The 18,455-nt window shown below is 42.4% G+C and carries 18 protein-coding genes, 1 pseudogene and 1 riboswitch; of the genes and pseudogenes, 1 reads left to right on the forward strand and 18 read right to left on the reverse strand.

Going from position 1 to position 18,455, the window contains the following annotated elements:
• Window positions 1–52 precede the first annotated feature (52 nt).
• The 3 genes from AC3XNE_RS01050 to AC3XNE_RS01060 form a co-directional block, all read right to left on the reverse strand.
• On the reverse strand, window positions 53–742 hold the full coding sequence (locus tag AC3XNE_RS01050; RefSeq protein WP_489832402.1) for an MgtC/SapB family protein: 690 nt from the start codon (window positions 740–742) through the stop codon (window positions 53–55).
• A 263-nt stretch (window positions 743–1,005) separates the two neighbouring features.
• Window positions 1,006–2,103 carry a glycosyltransferase gene (locus AC3XNE_RS01055; protein WP_489832403.1) on the reverse strand — a complete coding sequence of 366 codons (1,098 nt, stop codon included), beginning with the start codon at window positions 2,101–2,103 and terminating at the stop codon, window positions 1,006–1,008.
• A gap of 216 nt (window positions 2,104–2,319) precedes the next feature.
• Window positions 2,320–3,120 (reverse strand): tyrosine-protein phosphatase, encoded by an 801-nt coding sequence (locus tag AC3XNE_RS01060; protein WP_489832404.1) that lies wholly within the window; start codon window positions 3,118–3,120, stop codon window positions 2,320–2,322.
• A gap of 203 nt (window positions 3,121–3,323) precedes the next feature.
• On the opposite strand from AC3XNE_RS01060, the gene AC3XNE_RS01065 reads away from it, so the two are divergent.
• On the forward strand, window positions 3,324–3,914 hold the full coding sequence (locus tag AC3XNE_RS01065; RefSeq protein ID WP_489832405.1) for a histidine phosphatase family protein: 591 nt from the start codon (window positions 3,324–3,326) through the stop codon (window positions 3,912–3,914).
• Between the two features lie 122 nt (window positions 3,915–4,036).
• Here the strand turns inward: AC3XNE_RS01065 and AC3XNE_RS01070 are convergent, their stop codons facing one another.
• The 15 genes and pseudogenes from AC3XNE_RS01070 to AC3XNE_RS01140 form a co-directional block, all read right to left on the reverse strand.
• Window positions 4,037–5,098, reverse strand: coding sequence for a D-alanine--D-alanine ligase family protein (locus AC3XNE_RS01070; protein ID WP_489832406.1), 1,062 nt, complete (start codon window positions 5,096–5,098; stop codon window positions 4,037–4,039).
• A gap of 119 nt (window positions 5,099–5,217) precedes the next feature.
• On the reverse strand, window positions 5,218–5,730 hold the full coding sequence (locus tag AC3XNE_RS01075; protein WP_489832407.1) for an STM3941 family protein: 513 nt from the start codon (window positions 5,728–5,730) through the stop codon (window positions 5,218–5,220).
• A 575-nt stretch (window positions 5,731–6,305) separates the two neighbouring features.
• Entirely contained in the window at window positions 6,306–7,097 is a 792-nt protein-coding gene (locus AC3XNE_RS01080) for an alpha/beta fold hydrolase (RefSeq protein WP_489832408.1), read from the reverse strand.
• 18 nt (window positions 7,098–7,115) lie between these two features.
• Complete coding sequence (locus AC3XNE_RS01085) at window positions 7,116–7,559, reverse strand: ASCH domain-containing protein (protein WP_489832409.1); 444 nt, start codon at window positions 7,557–7,559, stop codon at window positions 7,116–7,118.
• A 191-nt stretch (window positions 7,560–7,750) separates the two neighbouring features.
• Window positions 7,751–8,992, reverse strand: a complete 1,242-nt coding sequence (gene pepT, locus AC3XNE_RS01090) for a peptidase T (protein ID WP_489832410.1) — start codon at window positions 8,990–8,992, stop codon at window positions 7,751–7,753.
• Between the two features lie 12 nt (window positions 8,993–9,004).
• Window positions 9,005–10,655 (reverse strand): annotated as a pseudogene (locus AC3XNE_RS01095) (peptide ABC transporter substrate-binding protein).
• A 344-nt stretch (window positions 10,656–10,999) separates the two neighbouring features.
• On the reverse strand, window positions 11,000–11,695 hold the full coding sequence (locus tag AC3XNE_RS01100) for an N-acetylmannosamine-6-phosphate 2-epimerase (RefSeq protein WP_489832411.1): 696 nt from the start codon (window positions 11,693–11,695) through the stop codon (window positions 11,000–11,002).
• 102 nt (window positions 11,696–11,797) lie between these two features.
• Complete coding sequence (locus tag AC3XNE_RS01105) at window positions 11,798–12,247, reverse strand: hypothetical protein (RefSeq protein WP_489832412.1); 450 nt, start codon at window positions 12,245–12,247, stop codon at window positions 11,798–11,800.
• A gap of 383 nt (window positions 12,248–12,630) precedes the next feature.
• Window positions 12,631–13,437, reverse strand: coding sequence for a hypothetical protein (locus AC3XNE_RS01110; RefSeq protein WP_489832413.1), 807 nt, complete (start codon window positions 13,435–13,437; stop codon window positions 12,631–12,633).
• 156 nt (window positions 13,438–13,593) lie between these two features.
• Window positions 13,594–14,241: a thiamine phosphate synthase gene (gene thiE / locus AC3XNE_RS01115; RefSeq protein WP_489832414.1), complete on the reverse strand. Its 648-nt coding sequence runs from the start codon at window positions 14,239–14,241 to the stop codon at window positions 13,594–13,596.
• Window positions 14,228–15,058 (reverse strand): bifunctional hydroxymethylpyrimidine kinase/phosphomethylpyrimidine kinase, encoded by an 831-nt coding sequence (gene thiD, locus AC3XNE_RS01120; RefSeq protein ID WP_489832415.1) that lies wholly within the window; start codon window positions 15,056–15,058, stop codon window positions 14,228–14,230. The genes thiE and thiD overlap by 14 nt, the downstream gene beginning before the upstream one ends.
• 5 nt (window positions 15,059–15,063) lie before the next feature.
• Complete coding sequence (thiM, locus tag AC3XNE_RS01125; protein ID WP_489832417.1) at window positions 15,064–15,861, reverse strand: hydroxyethylthiazole kinase; 798 nt, start codon at window positions 15,859–15,861, stop codon at window positions 15,064–15,066.
• A 98-nt stretch (window positions 15,862–15,959) separates the two neighbouring features.
• Window positions 15,960–16,058: riboswitch (TPP riboswitch) on the reverse strand.
• 373 nt (window positions 16,059–16,431) lie between these two features.
• Entirely contained in the window at window positions 16,432–17,112 is a 681-nt protein-coding gene (locus AC3XNE_RS01130) for a hypothetical protein (protein WP_489832418.1), read from the reverse strand.
• Window positions 17,113–17,188: 76 nt separating this feature from the next.
• Window positions 17,189–17,536, reverse strand: a complete 348-nt coding sequence (locus tag AC3XNE_RS01135) for an aminotransferase class I/II-fold pyridoxal phosphate-dependent enzyme (RefSeq protein WP_489832419.1) — start codon at window positions 17,534–17,536, stop codon at window positions 17,189–17,191.
• 11 nt (window positions 17,537–17,547) lie between these two features.
• Complete coding sequence (locus tag AC3XNE_RS01140; RefSeq protein ID WP_489831357.1) at window positions 17,548–18,441, reverse strand: IS982 family transposase; 894 nt, start codon at window positions 18,439–18,441, stop codon at window positions 17,548–17,550.
• Window positions 18,442–18,455: the final 14 nt, after the last annotated feature.

Here is an 18,455-nt window from a genome sequence, read left to right on the forward strand (position 1 = left end):
TAAAAATTTCCTCCAAGTCGTTTTTCCTCTTACTGACTATGGTTGAGTCTGTCTATTCTTTCATATTTGAGACTTGAACCATAAGGACGCCAGGCAAATGCTTCAGCCGAAGCAAAAACCTATTCGTATCAAACTGATGACTGATCAGAGCGTCTGATTCTAACACGATCATTTTATCATTGATCGCTAATAAACTAAATGAGGTATCGGTGACCCCTTGTTCTACAAAAAAATCCTTGAGTCGGCTAAGGTTTTGCTCGCCCTCACCAGGCTCGATCTCAATATGCAGCCGCAAACGAACGCTACGCATCAACGAATTGATCAGTGAGTCATCGTGGAAATATTTTTGAACCAAGACGATCAAAATAGTCGCGATAATACTGATCAAGTACATTCCGGAACCTACGGACATGCCGATTGCCGCTGTCGCCCAAACTCCCGCCGCAGTAGTCAAGCCGCTGATCTGAGAACGTCGGACTAAGATCGTCCCGGCACCAATAAAACTGATCCCGCTGACTATCTGGGCAGCGATCCGCGAAGGATCCAAGTCGATGTTGGTAGTGGACAAAATATCATAAAAGCCATATTTTGAAACCAACATGATCAAAGCCGACGCGACTGCGACCACCATATGCGTCCGAATACCCGCACTTTTTCTTAATTTTGACCTTTCAAATCCGATCAATGCCCCACACAATGCTGCTACCAACAGTCTAACAGTCCAATCAACACTTTGCGACATAGATCTAAGATCACCCTCTTATCCTAGATTAATTCAACTATCCGCCACTTTACTAAATAAAAGTTAGTCAAAGTTTTTCCTTAGAAAATAAGTTAAGCATAACACTAAAAATAATATCAGGTAACATTTCTCTGAATTAACTAACAAACTAACTATCAACAAGCAGCCTTTTTTATTTACTAACAAAAAAACCTACGTCATAAGATAAAAGATTGCAAAGTCTTATGTCTAATAATTATTAACTAAATTCTAGTATTATACTATCATACTTTTTCTTTTTTGCGACCACTTAGCATTTCCAACAAACGGACCCACTGTTCAATGATCCGTTCACCACCAAATTCTTGGGAACGTTCCAGTGATGTTTTTCCCCAAAGCTCCCGCTGCTTATGGCTTTTCAATAAAGGTGTTAACGCATCTATGACAGAATCTTTATCAAATTCTGCCAAACGTCCATACCGGCTATCTTGAAGATATTCATCAGTCCCCGTATTAAAAGTAGCTACGATCGGCAAGCCAAATGTCATTGCTTCTCCAACGACAAGAGGCAATCCTTCCCACCGTGAAGTCAACAGAAAAATCGAAGAATCACTATAATGTTTCTGAAGTTGCTCGTCGGTCAAAGAACCGCGTAAAATAACTTTATTCTGCAGTCCCTTATCGTCAATCATTTGCTGGACCTGGCCTTCATCTGCCCCGGTACCGGCCACGTGGATCTGCCAGGGGTCAGGTAATAATTCGCCCACATCTACCATCAGATCTAGTCCCTTATGCGCGATATCCATCCGACAAACCATTGAGATAACTTTTCTATCTAGGTCCGCTGGTTGTTCGGATTCCAAAGTCAAAGGATTATACAAACGGACAGTATTTCGGTTAAACATAACAAACTGGTCAGCATCTGATTGCGTCAAAGCAATGATGGTATCAACGGACTTCAAACCCGACTGAAATTCCGGCTGCATATCCTTATAATATTGATCCATATAGGTTTTGAAATTATTATGCATCCAAGCTAACTGGATCACATCTGGACATGCTTTCCTGATAAATGGTGCAAAACTCGTTAAAGTACCAGCTGTCAAAACAACGGCATCAAAACGATCCTCTTTGATAACTTTGATCAAGTCAGTGATCTGCTGGTCAAAATCAGTCCACGGATCATCGCCACGATAACTTTTACCAGTATCAAACGGGTGCTTTGCGACAAACAAAGGTGCTTCTAATTCAAAATATGACTCGATCGTAGACAATGAATAAAATGAAACATCATAGATTTTTGATAAATAATTACCAACAACAATGGTTGCCCGGTGCGCACCATCCATTTTTAAATTTTCTAAACAGAATAAAATTTTCATGTGGCCACCTCCATAGGTTCACTAGAATAAAACCACTGGTACTCATTTCAGTAATACCAATGCTTCTCTTCCCTGACTTTTAAGCGGTTGAGTTTATTTGCCCTAAGCTCAGCCACTAAGCTAACTCCTACAAAAACCCTGATCCACCCTAGAAAAGACGTGGTGTCCCCCAAAAATTTTTTGAAAAAGGAGGCCCGCTTTCGCTTGCCCCCTGCTTCACCGATCTTCCAAATATATCTTTTGCAAATCTTTTCTTTGTTGCTTTGTGACCCCTAATTCAGTTTCCAAATAGTGAGGTAGATCTCCATACTCACGTTGCATCGTTCCCAATGCGCATTCTAAATATTTCTCGGAAACAGAACTCAATGCACGAATATTTCCAGAATAGATCTCATTTTGCTGCTTGACTGGTACTCGATCAGAGTCAGGCTTAAATGACTTTCGTTCCCTTAAAAATTCGTTAGAGAGCAAGTAATCTGCCCGGATCGTTTCTTGATCAACACCTAATGCTGTCAATGCATAAACAGCTCCCATTCCTGTGCGATCTTTTCCAGCTGAACAATGAAAAATAACCGATTCATTTTCGCCATCATTAGCTAGTAATAAATCAAAAAACTCACGGTACGCCTTTTTCGCATTATCAGACAACACAATGTCATTATAGGCATCCAACATTTGCTTAAAGCCAGCATTGCGTTGTGTCAACAAACGATCATCTTGTTGGCGGTCATCTGATTGACTCTTAGTTTCATCGACGGTAAAAACCGGCGCGAAATGATAAGCTGCTTGGGCGGGTACCCGATCCGGCCGTCTTTCTTTTTCACTCGGTGAGCGAAAATCGATATCATAACGTAGGCCGTAGTCATCTAAGTAGGTCAGATCTCGTTTTGATAAATCATTCAGTGCAGCTGAACGAATCAATTTACGTTTTTTCACAAAACGACCATCCGCAGTTTGATAGCCGCCTAACTCTCTAAAATTAAATCCATTTTCGATTTGTAATTTTTCCGGCATCATAGCTTTATTCTCTCCTTCAATACTATAAAACCTTTAAATCAATACCATTCTTAAAATAAAACAAACATCCACAAGTTAATGCATGTTCCTTATTAATTTACCAGACCTCAAAGCAAATAGCTAGTCAAACGCTCTATATAGACACACTATCATCATTTTTAAAAAATCGCTATAATGTTCATATAAAATATGGAGGGGTCTACATGTCAACATTTTACATTGTCCGGCACGGGCAAAGTATTGCTAATTCGCAAAATATTATGCAAGGAGCTGCAGTCAACACCGCATTGACCGTAAAAGGCCAAGTACAAGCTCAACAAGCAGCTGCTAAACTTAACGACCAAAAATTTGAGCGGGTATTTGCCAGTCCATTGCTGCGAGCTGCTCAAACTGCAGCGATCGTTGCTCCGCAAGCGACTATTACATATGATTGGCGTTTACGCGAATTTGATTATGGCTTGTGGGATGGCAAAAAAACTGAGCAATTGTGGCTGGACTATGCCCAATTCTTCGATGAAAATCACAATCTGCTAGATGGATCGCAAAAATATTCTCACGGTGAAACTCACCCGCAAGCAAAACAACGTCTCCAGAGTTTTTTTGATGAAGTCACAGGTAAACTTCCCAATGATTCACAAATACTACTAGTTAGCCATGGCTACACGATCAAACTGATACTGGCGTTAGTTTTAGGTATAGAAGACCTAACTTCCTTAAATGAACCAATGAACGCCGGTCTGACCCAAATTGAATGGTCAACGCAAACTCACACTTTGAAATACTTCAACAGGTAAAAATGAAATAAATGTTGGCGTTCGAATAGGTATTCAGATCTAGCTATTATTTTAGAGCTTCAAAATAAAAAGCGTGCAATTGGGAATTGCGCGCTTTTTATATTTAAGTATTCGAAAAACCCTTAGTTGCTCATACCTTCATCGTAGATCTTCATCTTACCTTGCACGATATCTTCAACTAGATCCCCATATGGTACACCATCATTTTCAGCTTCTTGGGGCAACAAGGAAAGTGGTGTCATTCCTGGCAAATTATTGCCTTCAATGACCCAAACACCACGATCATTAGTAAAGAAATCGATTCGACCGTAATTTTGCAAAGCTAAAGCGTCCATCGTCTCGACGGCTACTCGCTTCATTTCATCATGAACTTCTGGGTCTAGATCTTCTGGCGGAGTAATGAAATCTGTGTAGCCCTCTTGGAACTTATGCTCAAAATCATACCAGCCGTCATGAACTTTGATCTCAACCGCTGGGAAAGCATAGCCGTTAACAACACCCAAGGAAAATTCACGACCGCCAATAAATTCTTCGATGATCGCACTATTATCAAAGCGGAAAACATCAGCCAAACTTTGTTCCAGCTCGGTATCATCATGAACGATGTGAGTTCCGACAGATGAACCTCCTGAAGTTGGTTTAACAACTACAGGATAGTCAAACGGTAATTGATGCCCTTTTGAACCCTGATCACGTTTGATCTCGACAAAAGCAGCAGTCTGAATATTGTTGTATAACATTAATTCCTTGCTATAAACTTTGTTCATACATATACCACTGGCAGTTGAACCACTCCCAGTAAAACGAATATTATTAAGATCCAAGACAGCCTGCACCTTACCATTTTCTCCATCGCCTCCATGCAATGCCAAGAAAACAATATCTGCAGCCTTACAGATCTCTAAAACATTAGGCCCGAATAACTCGGTCGAACCATCTTCACGCAGGGCATTAATGTCGTCATCAGTGAGGATCGCGTCTGAGATATGCAGGTCCTTGCTCGTATTGGCATCCTCAAAAACTGATCCGGCATCTGCGCCTGCTGGTAGATCGTAACCAAGAAATAGGTCGATAAAAGTTGCTTGCTGGCCTTTCTCACGTAAAGCATTTGTGATCCGATAACCACTTGAAATTGAAACATTCCGCTCGGTACTGCGTCCACCCGCTAAAACGGCAATTTTCATAGGTCGAACACCTCCAGATTTATTTAGAATCTTAAGTATACCACAAAAATCTAAGCTAAACCTACATTTTTTTGAATTCGTTTTCAATTAAGGGAAAAATTACCTTTTTTGCAATATTTTTATTGGAGATAAGTTTCTATGACATCAAGCACCTCATGACTAGTTGCAAATCTCGCTGTCTGTAAATTGATCTTAATCGGACTATCCGTTAATTTTATATTTGCCTGGACCAACAAACGTTTGTATGGAGGCAAACTTGCCAGGTATTCAGTTTCGTTAGTTAATTTCACACTAATAAACGTTTGTCCTCCAGCAAGCCCTTCGCTTAGCGACCCCACATTCGACCACTTGATCAAATTCCCTGCCGAACTCCAGCTGGAATAATCATAAAAGCCTTCTTTCGTAACTTTCAGTAAGACTTTTCCCCTAACAAATCGCCGTAATAAAAACAAAAGCAAACACCCGAAAAGCACCATTCCACTGATACCACTCACTAAATAAACGCTATTAGCCCCCTGCTGTCCAAGATACAACAAGCTTACACTTAAAATTAACAAGACCGTGTCCATAAATAACATCTGAGTCTGCTTTCCTTTCGCTTGGTAAACGATATATGGACTTTTTGTCTGCATTATCTTCACCCTCACTTTCGTATCCCAAATAATTATATCAAAAAGTAAATTACAACCGCACTAAAAATTTCGCTGGCTCTGATTTGCCCAATAACAGCAGCAAGGTAGTACAATTGTATGTCAGTTTATGTCGAGTTGCATACGAGTAGAGCCGTTGATCGTACTGAGTTATGGCTTTCTTTGACTTTTTGAACCACTACTTACACGAATCACTGGCCCATCTTCTCTGTTTGAGCCATTACTCGAGCGAATCAGTGGCTCTCTTTAATGTTTTGAGCCACTACTTACACGAATCACTGGCTCATCTTCTCTGTTTGGGCCATTACTTGACCGAATCAGCGGCTCTCTTTACCGTTTTGAGCCGCTACTTACACGAATCACTGGCTCATCTTCTCTGTCTGAGCCATTACTTGACCGAATCAGTGGCTCTCTTCACTGTTTTGAGCCACTACTTACCCGAACTAACGGCTCACCTTATCTTTTAGTATGCCTCCCTACAGCACATTTTTGGGCAAAAAAATAAAAAACATGCCAGTTTGCTACAACCGAACATGTTTGACCTTAATTTTAATGACTTATAAGTTGTTTTCTTTCAAAAATTTGAACAAGCCTGCGTTAAAGGCTTCGGGCTGCTCGGCCATCACGATATGCCCGCTATCTTTAATGACCTGATACTCTCCTTGTGCTGCCAAACCCGCAACCACTGGAGCAAAGTGATGATCGAAGAAAGGCGACTTTTCTCCAGCCAAAATTAAAAACGGGCATGTAAATTCAGCGATCACATCGCGCCAATCCTGAAAAGCATGGTCTTGTAAAAATGGCAAATTCAACGCTGGGTCATACGGATGCTCCTTTTGAGCTTTCTTATTTGCCGCATAAGTCTCATCACTTAATTTGTGATAAGTTGACTTACCAAATGGTTCCTTTAAAATATCGGGAAAATTATCCCAAGTCACTTGCCCTTTGAATCCGTACTCCCAACCTGGCTCAATGATCATCTTAGGACTTTGATCAACGTCGATGATCGCAGCCACATCTTGCGTACCAAACAACGAAGCATAGGCAAAAATAGTTGAGGCCCCCATAGAATTCCCCATTAAGATCGGTTTTTGAATGTCTAAATCTTCTATGATCTCACACAGATCCATCGCGTGTCGTGAGATCCGCAGTCCCTTTTTTGTATGTTCGGCAGCACCTTGATTTCGAGCATCGATATTGATCACACGGTAACCTGCGTCCACAAGTTTTGACACTTGATCGCGCCAAATCACCCGATTACCGCCAATCCCGCTTAAGATCATAACTGCTGGTCCTTGACCAATATCATCATACTCAAGTCTGACATCATCTTTTGTTTTAAATTGCATCAGCTTACCTCCAAATCTTTATTCGACTAATTCAAATACCTCGCACACACATTTAGATTCTGGAGTAAACGTTGCATTGTAGGAGGCATACTCTTCTGTAAAAAAGTCAACGTGTATTCGGTGCCAGTAATCATAGCTCCGATCGCCTTCACCTTCATGATAAGCATGCTCTTCAGAAATGTATTTAAATGGCACAACTTCGACAACTTTAGTCTTTGTTACACATACCGGTTTATCATGACTGTCCAAAATAATGTTGTACTCACCAACTTTTGGCAAAGGATCTTTGTCAAACGCGTACAATTCAAAGCCAGATGTCGTCGCTGTTTTGACTCCCTGTTTGACCAATTCCGCCAAGGCATCAGCATCCGTGCCAAAGCTCCATGCTTCAGGCTCGATCACGTCTGTCAATCCGTGTTTTGTCGCAAAATCATCCCAAAACCGTTTGATCTTAGTTTCCATTAATTGCCAACCCCTTTACATCTTGCAGCTAACATTAAACTTTATTTCGTGGTCTTTATTATACAAAACTTTTCATATTCCCAATTATAGACATCTTGACCAATAAATTTCAAACTTAAGTATTTTTACTCTTTAGCCCCAAAAGCTTCAAGCCAGATCATCATCCAGCCTGAGGCTTCTCAGTAAACGATTCATTTTTCTTTTGCGTGTTCTCTACTGATCTCAATGACCGCTCGGGCCACCAACTCCATCCCTTCGACCGTCACACATTCATATTTGCCATGGAAATTATGGCCGGCATTGAATAAATTAGGCGTTGGAATGCCTTTATCTGTCAAAAAGTTGCCGTCGGTGCCGCCTCTGAAGGGAACAATGTTTGGAGTCAATCCTAACGTATCGTAAGCCTTCAAAGCTAGGTCAATAATATTCGGATTTTTCTTGATCTCATCGCCGATATTTGCATACTGTTCGTTAAGTTCAAGTTTGACTCTGTCTTGAGCATAACGCACATTGATCTGGCTTGTTAGGTCACGCAATAACTGTTTTTTACCTTCAAATGCCTGCTTATCAAAATCACGAATGATCAATTCCAAATGAGCGTGGTCAGGCGTACTTTCCTGCCTGGTCACCATTGTGAACCCTTGACGTCCCTGGCTATTTTCGGGTACTTGATCCTTAGGTAGTCCGGCTAGGAATTCATGTGCCAACGATGAAGCGTTGACCATCAAATGGTAGGCATCCCCTGGATGGACCGGTGTACCTTCGATCTCGATCGTAGCTGCTGCCGCGTTGAAAGTTTCGTATTCAAGATCCCCGGGTTGACCATTATCCAAAGTATAAGCAAATTTGACAGGAAATTCCGTTTCATCAAAACGTTTAGCTCCTTGACCGATCTCTTCATCCGGACCAAAAGCGACGTACAACGGAGCGTGTTTAATATCAGGTTGGATAGTCAGAGCCTTCAGTGCTGCCAGTAAACCAGCCACCCCGGCTTTATCATCTGCACCTAATAAAGTGGTACCATCGGACGTGATCAAACGTTGTCCTGCTAATTCTTTCAACTCAGGAAATTCTGCAACTCGCAAAATGATTTGTTGTTTCTCATTCAACACCACATCTTTGCCATCATAATCCGGATGGACCTGTGGACGGACATTTTCTGCTGGATAATCTGCGGTATCCAAATGAGCGAAAAATCCCAAAGCTGTGACTTGTGTGTCACTGTTCCCTGGCAGATAACCCAAGGCAAAACCAGTTTGCTCATTATACCAAGCTTTCAAGCCTAATTTTTTTAGATCCTCGACCACCCTTTTAGCTAAGTCAACTTGTCCAGGAGTTGACGGGATCGTCTGACTGTTTGCATCAGAACGCGTATTGTAACGGCAATAATCGATAAATTGCTTTTCAAGATAGCTTGTATCTATTTCTACCATGCATGCTGCCTCCTATTTTTCATTACTGATATAGGCTGTTTTCCAATCATAAGGAACGCCGGCCGGGTTAAAGATGATCCCTTTGACATTTTCACGTAAGAGTTGCGACTTAGCAACTTGATATAAGGGGATCGTGCCTTGGTCGTCCATTAAGATCTTTTCGGCTTGAACTAGATTTTGCCAACGTTTTTCAGGTTGGTTACCATATTCGTTTTCTGATCGATCAAGCAATTTGTCGAATTTTTTGTTTTTGAAACCAGACGTATTGTAGCTTGTATCCGATTCAAAAACATCCAAGAAATTGATCGGGTCCGCGAAAACAGATTGCCAAGTTTTAACAGTCATTTGATAATCTTTGTCACTTTGGCGGGAGATCATTTGGACAAATGGCACCTTAGATACCGTGATATTCACGCCAGGCAAACTTTCCAACTTACTTTGCAGAAATTCAGCGGCTTGTTTGCTGCTATCAGTATCCGAAGTCAATAAATCTATCTTTAATGACTTAATATTTTCTTCTTTATATCCTTCTTTTAACAATGCTCTGGCTTTCTTCAGATCAAAGGAAACTGCCTTTTTAACGTATGCTTCGTCCTCGAAGTGTTGCCCTGTTTGGGGGTTGTCGCCCAATTTGACTAGGGACAAACCCTTTCAGCGGCTCAGAACCATCTTGTAAAACTTTATCGGTCAGCTGTTTACGATCGATCGCTAGTGAAAAAGCCTGTCTGATCTTCTTATTTTTAAAGGCTGGGACCTTGTTTTGGTTTAAATCCAGGCGCGTCGTGGCGGTTGGCAAACGTTTGACAAAATCTTTCTTGTTTTTATTAGCCTTGACCTGTTGCCCGTTCAGCAACGTCTCATCGACCTTTTTAGCACTATACATGTTATAACTTGTTGTCGTGCTTTCAGTCACTAACTCTGTGATCTTGTCCAAATGAACATGCTTTTTATCCCAGTATGAGTTATTTTTAGCTAAAGTCCAGGATTTGCCGGTCCCATCCCACTTTGTTAGTTTAAAAGGTCCGTTAGAAACCAAATACTTTGAGCGAGTTCCATACTTGGAACCATATTTCTCAACAACTTTCTGATTTAAAGGATAAAACAACGGCCAGGCCAATAGTTTGTCAAAATAGCTAACCGGTTTAGCCAAATTAACTTGCAAATGATGGTCGTCAATAGCCTTGATGCCCAATGTCGACTTATCCTTCTTGCCGTTATAAATATCTGTCGCATTTTGTACACCATCAAAGTAAAAGGCATCTTGCGAGGCAGTCTTTGGGTCGACTGTCCGCTGCCAGGAATACACAAAATCTTTAGCAGTCACTGGATCGCCGTTCGACCATTTGACACCCTTACGCAAAGTAAAATCGTAAGTTTTGCCATCGTTAGATTTCTTTGTCTTGATTGCCAAAGCAGGTTGCGGCTTGCCCTTTTTATCTAAGCGATACAAGCCCTCTTGAGTATTCATCAGCGTATTGAAGCCTAATGTATCCGTGGCTTTAGACAAATCAGCAGTTGCTAACGTTGAGGCCTCGGTCCAGTGAAGTTCTTGTTTAGCGGCATATTTACCAGAACCGTCCTTTTGTGAATCGTGATTATTGCCGCAAGCAGTTAACAACAGTGCTGTGGTTGCCACAAATGTTGCAAACAATTTTTTATGCATGTGTGTTCCCCCTTATGTTTTTGTGAGAAAAGAGACGGAGCCGAGTTCGTTGCGCAAAAAAGCGCCCCTCCAGAAAATTCTGAAAGGACGCTTTTAGCGCGGTACCACCTTTTTCATAGCCAGTTCACACTGACTACCTTACTAACTTCTGCTCCAACAAAAGTCGCGAGTGGTAACGGTCCCGTCCCGTGTTGCTGCTTGCACAGCCAACAGACTCTGAGCTCATCTTCACTCGTCCGACCGATACGCGCTTTCACCTGATCGCGTTCTCTTTAGATCGGCTGCTCGAGTTACTCTTCTCTTCAACGCCTTTTAATGATAATTTAATTTTATCAGCTTAATCTTTAATGTAAATGCAATTCTTTAATAAATCTTTCTGTGATCTCTTTTGGCCGAGTGATCGCACCACCAACGACTAAAGCCGTAACACCTAAGTCTTGTACCTGCCGCGCTTGTCGCGGTGTACGGATCTTTCCTTCAGCGATCACATCTAAACCGTGCTCTACCAAACTTTTGATGAGTGAAAAATTAGGACCGTCAAGTTCTGGACTTTCTTCAGTATATCCAGCCATAGTCGTTCCCACAAAGTCAACTCCGGCTTTTGCAGCGTTGATTCCTTCTTCAAGGGTAGAAATATCCGCCATCAATAATTGCTCCGGGTATTTACTTTTTATTTGCTGAATAAAATCGGCAACAGTTTGACCATCATAACGCGGTCTTAAAGTACAATCCAAGGCGATCACTTCCGGCTCAACTGCCATTAATTGATCGACTTCCCTCATAGTGGCAGTAATGTATGGTTTTTCCGGCGGATAATCACGTTTGATGATCCCGATCACCGGCAGATCGACCGTGTTTTTGATCTCAGTAATGTCACGCACAGAATTAGCACGGATCCCCACAGCCCCAGCTTCTTTGGCCGCTAACGCAAGTAAGGGCATTACCCCGCCAGCTTTTGTATATAAAGGTTCCCCCGGCAAGGCCTGACATGAAACGATCAGCCCATTTTTAACTTTGGAAATAAAGGTCGCTTTTTTCATTTTGCTCCTCCTCAACGAAAAATCATTATTTATGCACTAATTTTAACATTCAGGTTTCAAAATTGTTAAAGTTTGCGGTTTGGAAAAATTGACCAGCGGGAGTTACTTAAGATTGATAGTATCATCTTTTACCATTGTATAAGAATACTGCTCGCTGCTATTGCCGAAAGTCACCGAACCTTCTACCTGGTCATTTTTCTTTTTACCAATACGAAAGGTCATCTTAGAACCAGAACCGTAAACACTTACTTGATGCCGCTTCTTATCATACGCAACCTTAGAAGCTCGTTTTTTTGACAAATGTGTTTGTCGCGGAACAAATCCATAAGCCTTGTTGCCATCAAAGTATACATTCACCCTTACTTTTTCAGACCCTTCGTTAATTTCCAAGTTCCAGCCCTGGTCATCCAAATACCGCTTGTCCAAATTGCCGGAAAACACCATCGATCCGACGACGATCACGATCACCATTACACCAAGCAACAAAAACGTCTTAGGATCAGTCAACCAACTATTGACCTTTTTTTCAATACTTTTTTTATTTTTAGCCATACTACACTCCATCTTCTAAATTTACCATCTATAATTATAACCCACTTAACTAGTTAAATGGTGAAAAGTTACGTAATCTCAAATTTTTAAAACATGCAGGAGCAATTGCTGGAGTCCCCTCCATAGACTTGATCTGGCAAATTCAAATGTGGGCTCTTATTTGATCGGCCTTGCCTGGCAATTTGAAATGCTGGTGCTTCTTTGATCAACTTGCGCCAACAAGTTCAAATGCGGGGCTTTCTTTGACCGACTTGCTCAGACATATTCAAATATTGAAGTAATATCGGCCATCAAACTGCCCAATGCTTTAACAACTAACTTACGAAACACCATTTAAAAAGGATGCTACCAGCTGACTGCTAGTAACACCCTTCATCATTCGCTCAATAGTCATCTGAACCTTCGCCATCTCGGTTAACATCCGTCTTAATGCCCGCGTCTCTTTGACTTTCAGCCTGTTGTCTGGTGTGATAATAATGCATACTCATCCAAATACCTGCTCCGGAAGCCTCTGTCAAAACCTGGGTCGGTTGGCCATCAACATCAACTGTCGTAATGTAGTAATAAGTGCCATCGCCCGCGCCTTGATACCACCCACGCAGATTAACGATCTCAACAGGTTGACCATTTTGGCTGATCGGACTCTCACTAAAATTGTTTTTTGAAAAAGCAGCCCACTTATTTTGCTTGTTAGGATCAACTTGTTGACTACCAGGATCTTCCAAGGCTGCTTTATCTTCAGCCGTACGGACTGATGTATCATAGGCAAAAGTAGTCTTTGCGCTTTCTCCTGTCAAAGTCCATTTGTTATCTGCAAATGTGACCGTCTTAATGCTATCGCTGTATTTATCCCAGCCATACCAGGTTCCTTGCATCTGACGCGGGAAAGGCGTTTTCTTAAAGCCTGTATCATCGATCCCAGATTCATTTATACCGGTTGTTTCTTGTTGAGAAGATGAGCTCGCCGAACTACTGCTGTTCATTAAGCTACTGTTGCTAGAACTACTACTCGATGAGCTGCTAGAAGAACTGCTACTCGTGGAATTCGCCGAGCTTGTCTTTTTCTTAGCGACCTTTTCCGACTGCGGTGTACTATCCTTTTTTGGGTCTTGAGTTTTTTTTGAACCAAAACTGACCAACAATACGGCAGCTCCCAAAACCTCCACCAACAACATACCTTTTCTTTGCATTTGATGACCCCCTAATTCATCACTCCGACTGCAAAACTATCTAATTCGATCATAGTTGAATGTCCAAGATAAAACAAGCCCCCTGATGATCACAACGATCATTGTTAAGAGTTTAATACTTTCACAAATGTATGCAAAACTCGCACGGTCCTTCTTTTATTCAACAGTCAGCATTTTTCGAACCGCGCGTTTGATATCCGAATTCTGCGCGATCATTGAGATCACTGATGAGCCAGCAACTCCAGTCTGCGCTACAGCAAACACATTTTCCTCAGTGATCCCACCGATCGCTACTATGGGTCTAGTTGCCAGCTCGTTTAATTTTTTTAATCCACTTAAACCGATCACGGGAGAAGCATCATCTTTGGACCCCGTCGTATAAGCCGGGCCGCAACCATAATATGCAATACCTGGAATATCATTCCCAGCCTTAATTTCTGCTTCATTTGAACATGATAATCCGATAAACATCGAATCGCCTACATCCGCTACCACTTGTCTTATTGCTTCGTCTGATTGGCCCACATGGATCCCGTCCGCTTGGACTGCTTTAGCTAAGCCCAGATCATCATCCACGATGAATGGAACATCATAAGCCGCACACATTTGCCGTAATTTTTTAGCCATTGATAATCGCTGTTGTTCTGACAGCTTAGACCCGCTTCCTTTATCGCGAAATTGATAAGCTGTGATCCCCGCTTTAAGTGCTTCTCCAACTGTCGTTTCCAAAGTTTTGCCCACGAGCAGATCTTGTGTGCCACAAATAAAATAAGCTCGTAAAATACTTGCATCAAACCGTTCCATTATTTTGTTCCTCCTCGTAAGCCCAGTGATTTAGCGGCCCATGTCCGTGTCCGACCTGGATCGTATTTTCGATCGCGGCCTGCAAATAATTTTTAGCCAACCGGACCGTCTCTTTGATCGGAGTACCTTTAGCAAGTTCTGCAGTAATACATGAAGACAAAGTATCTCCTGTGCCATGCGTCCGTTCGGTCTGGATCCGAGGCGAGCTTAACCAGAGATCGGTACCGTCTGCAAATAAGAAATAATCTTCCACGTTGTCTCCGGAGGTATGCCCACCCTTGATAATGACATTTTTGGCACCCATCTGCTGAATATCCCGTGCTGCCCCGGAAAGATCAGTTTTATCATGAAGTTCATAACCAACTATCCTTTGAGCCTCCAGCAAATTAGGTGTCACGACTGTCGCCAACGGCAGCAACTCTTTTTTGACCACGGCGATCGCTGCATCTTCCAAAAGGATCGCACCGCCCTTAGCGATCATCACCGGATCAACCGTTAGTGGACCGAAATCGTATTTGCGCAAATCTTCTGCTACATAATGAACATGCGCAGCATCACCCAGCATTCCCGTCTTGCATGCTTTGATATCGAAGTCCGCCGCCAAAGACTTACACTGTGCATCGATCATATCACGTGAGATCATAAGTGATTGCTGAACCCCTAAAGTATTTTGCGCGGTAACAGCCACTACGACCGCGGTGCCAAATACATGGCGTGCCTGCATAGTTTTCAAATCCGCCATGATCCCAGCACCACCGCCTGAATCCGTACCAGCCAAAGTCAGTGCCTGCGGAAAAGAATTCACCTTATTTTCCATCTTGCTCACATCTCTTCATAATTGGCCAACTGTTCGATTTGTTCCCGTGTAGCCAGCTGGAGCTGATCTAGTAATTTGGTAGCAAAGGTCCCCGGTCCAATTTGGATCGCATCTCCAACTGCCAGTTCACCGATGCAAGCAAAACTCAAAGCAGCGACACGAGCAGCCTCATAGTAATCACCATCACTAATAGCCGCAAAAGCTGCTGTAATACTGGAAAGCATATCACCGGAGCCAACATGTGCGGCAAAAAGCGGTGTTCCGTTATGGACCTTAGTCACACGCTTGCCATCGGTGATCACATCTGTTTCACCGCTAAGTAAGATCACACAATTCAACTTTTGCGCAGCTGTCCGCGCGATCTCAACCGTATCCGCAGCACCATCGCCAGCATCGATCCCTTTTGACACCCAATCAATTCCGGCTAATGCAGCGATCTCGCCAGCATTGCCACGGATCACACTTACTTCTATCTCCTGCAGCAATTCATGTGCTACTTGCAGGCGGTAACTAATAGCTCCGACAGCAACAGGATCTAGCACGACAGGTTTACTATCAGCATTAGCTTCTAAGCCCATTTTGCGAATATGTTTGACCTGTTGCTCACTAAAAGCTCCAAGATTCAAAGCAACGGCATTACTGATACCTACCATTTCTTTAGTCTCAACGATCTCCTCGGACATGATCGGCGACGCCCCGATCGCATTGATCCCGTTAGCCACATCTTGAACCGTGACAAAATTTGAAATGTTGAGTACGACGGGATTTTCCTGTCTTAACGTGTCTAATAAAGATAATTTCATCTAGTTTTCCTCCCATATGTTGAGTAGAGAATTTGAAAGGCTTTTGCGACAAAAAAGGACGCCCCTAAAAGACGTCCAGCGAAATAGTCAATTAAACTTATTTACCGATGACACGTCCCTACGTAAGTACTAACTTACAGGTTCAAAGGGTCCAAAATCAATTTGTCTCAGCCATCATGGCTCCCCTCGCATTATTTGTACACTTCCATCATAACAAACTTATCTCTTTGGCGGTAGCGCTTTTAGTAAATAGTTTTGCTCGGGAGAATAAGAGTGATCCAATCTTTGGCAAATGTATAACTGCAAGTTACATTTCGCGACAGAAACGCGTCTCACTTCCAGGACATTTTGAAGTTTTCCTGATCAAACTCTCATTTCACGAACTTGAGGCCAGTCGGGCTTTGATTGGACTCTTCTTTTGCAGACTTGGGGCCGGTCGGGCTTTGACCGGACACTCTTTTGACAAACTTGCGGCCAGTCTCTAGTCGTAGGCGCTGCAAGTACTTCCTATCGATCAAAAAATAAAGGAGAACTACTTTTTTCAGCAGCTCTCCTTTTATTCGAAGACTATTATTTATCTTTCTTAGGTTTCTTACGCAATTTCATCTGCGGATGCGCTGTGGGCTTAGGATTGCCAGTGTTAGAGTTGACATCCTCGCGCGAAAGGACACTGTCAATGATCTGCAGCATCTTTTCTCCTTCGTCATCCAAGGTCCCCTGTTGTTGTTCTTGTAACAAAACAGTATAAGCTTGCTTCATATTCTCCAACTCTTCAGGTGAAATATTTTGCAAAAATTCGTCACCGAGTTCTCCGTTAGTGAGAGAGTCCAGTCCTTCATCACTCATTTCAGTAGGCCCAGCAGCGTATGCAGCAACTAAACCACAATTTGCAAAATATGCTGCTTTGATCAAAGCGGCACTATTTTTTATATAATGTAAGTCGTGTTCCAAAAAGGCAAAATAGTTCACTAAGATCGGCACTACTTGTCCGATCAAATTAACATCGAATTCCATAAATTGTGGAAAATATGTTTCGATAACATGCTCAGCTGTTTCTGCTGTCCAACGTTTTGGTGTTCGTCCATCGCCCATATAAGCAGTACCAGTAAAAGTGACGATCACAAAATTAACATCATGTGGATCAGCTGTCTTTTCAAACGGTACGCCCAGTGGTGATTTTAAAAATTTGGCACATTTATCCTCTGCCTCGGCTAAAAGCCGTTGTAAAGTTTGTTGGCTCGGCTCTTTCAATATTCCTAACTCCCTTCGATCCCTTTGTCCTTACAATAACAAACCTTAAAGACTTTGTGTACACTAAAAAGTCATTCTAACTACCACAATGATCATACCGCCGTAAAAATTGAGACAGTTTTTTTAAGCCGATCTTTAAGGTCCCTTGTTTGGCACAATAACCTAATCTGACATAACCTGGGAGGTCAAATCTTTCCCCTGGTACCAGCAAAACTCCTGTCTTATCTAACAGCTGGCGACAAAATGGTTCCGTTGCCACAGGCAAATCAAGCTGTACACATGAAACCGACACATACTTAGGCAAAACTAAATCTGCACGAGGTTCCTGGGCGATCCAATCCTTGAGGATCTGCAAATTTTCTATGACTATTTGCCGGTTACGCGCAAATATTTGAGCGGTGTGTTGTAAAACATAAACTGCCAAAACGCGTGGTGCTAGTTCGTAATAATTCTATTTTCTGTAAAATCAAAAAAGCCTAAATTATAAATAAAGACGGTCAATTCAATTTTTAACCAAAAGCCTACCACTGACCGCGTGAGATTTTTTTCGATTCCATAATCTTCAACTAGGATCGAGAAACGGGATTCGATCGTGCGCCGGAGATCTTTCAAAGCCGGAACATTGTGCTGTTTGGCTCCTTTCATGTTTGAACGGTAAGGTGTCCAGAGCTCATAACCTAGCTCGCCAAAATCTTCTTGTAAGGGCTGTCCCACATAACCGACATCCGCTAAAACAAAGGGACACGGACAGCCTGCGATCAAAGTTGACGCCGCTTGGGTGTCATGTTTAGAGGCCTCGGTGACAGTGTAATTTAAGATATAACCGCTGAGCGAGGTCTCAAAATGAGTCTTAAACCCGTAAAAATACATGTCTTTGGTCGCATTGTAGCCTAGGTCAGCTATGCCGCGGAAAACCTTGGCCCGCTTATTTCTAACTTTTTGGCATAAAGGGTTAGGCAAACTATCAATGATCGCAAACTGTCCTGTTTGCGCATAGTCGCGAGTCAACCCCTGCCGCATGGCCATGACCACTGGGAGAAGACGTTGTGCTCGTCGGTTAAAACGGGAGCGCTCAATGTTCAATTGATGTGGGATGAAGGTCTGTGCCCAGGCAAAGAATTTACGCTGGGAGTGCATCTGTGTAATGACCTGTAAACACAGTAAGGCTAAGATCTGCACATCAGAAACACGAGACTTAGTGGTGTTACGGCGTTGCGAAATATAGCGCGGGCAGTATTTTTGATAAAGCTCAGCACAAAGAACTTTAAGTTGAGCTAAATTGACTTGTAAATTATGTCGTTTTTGTTTAAACTTTAAGTGGTCCAACAAGATCAGGTCTCCTT

The sequence above is a fragment of the Ligilactobacillus sp. JN-6 (Y).1 genome (assembly GCF_058111525.1).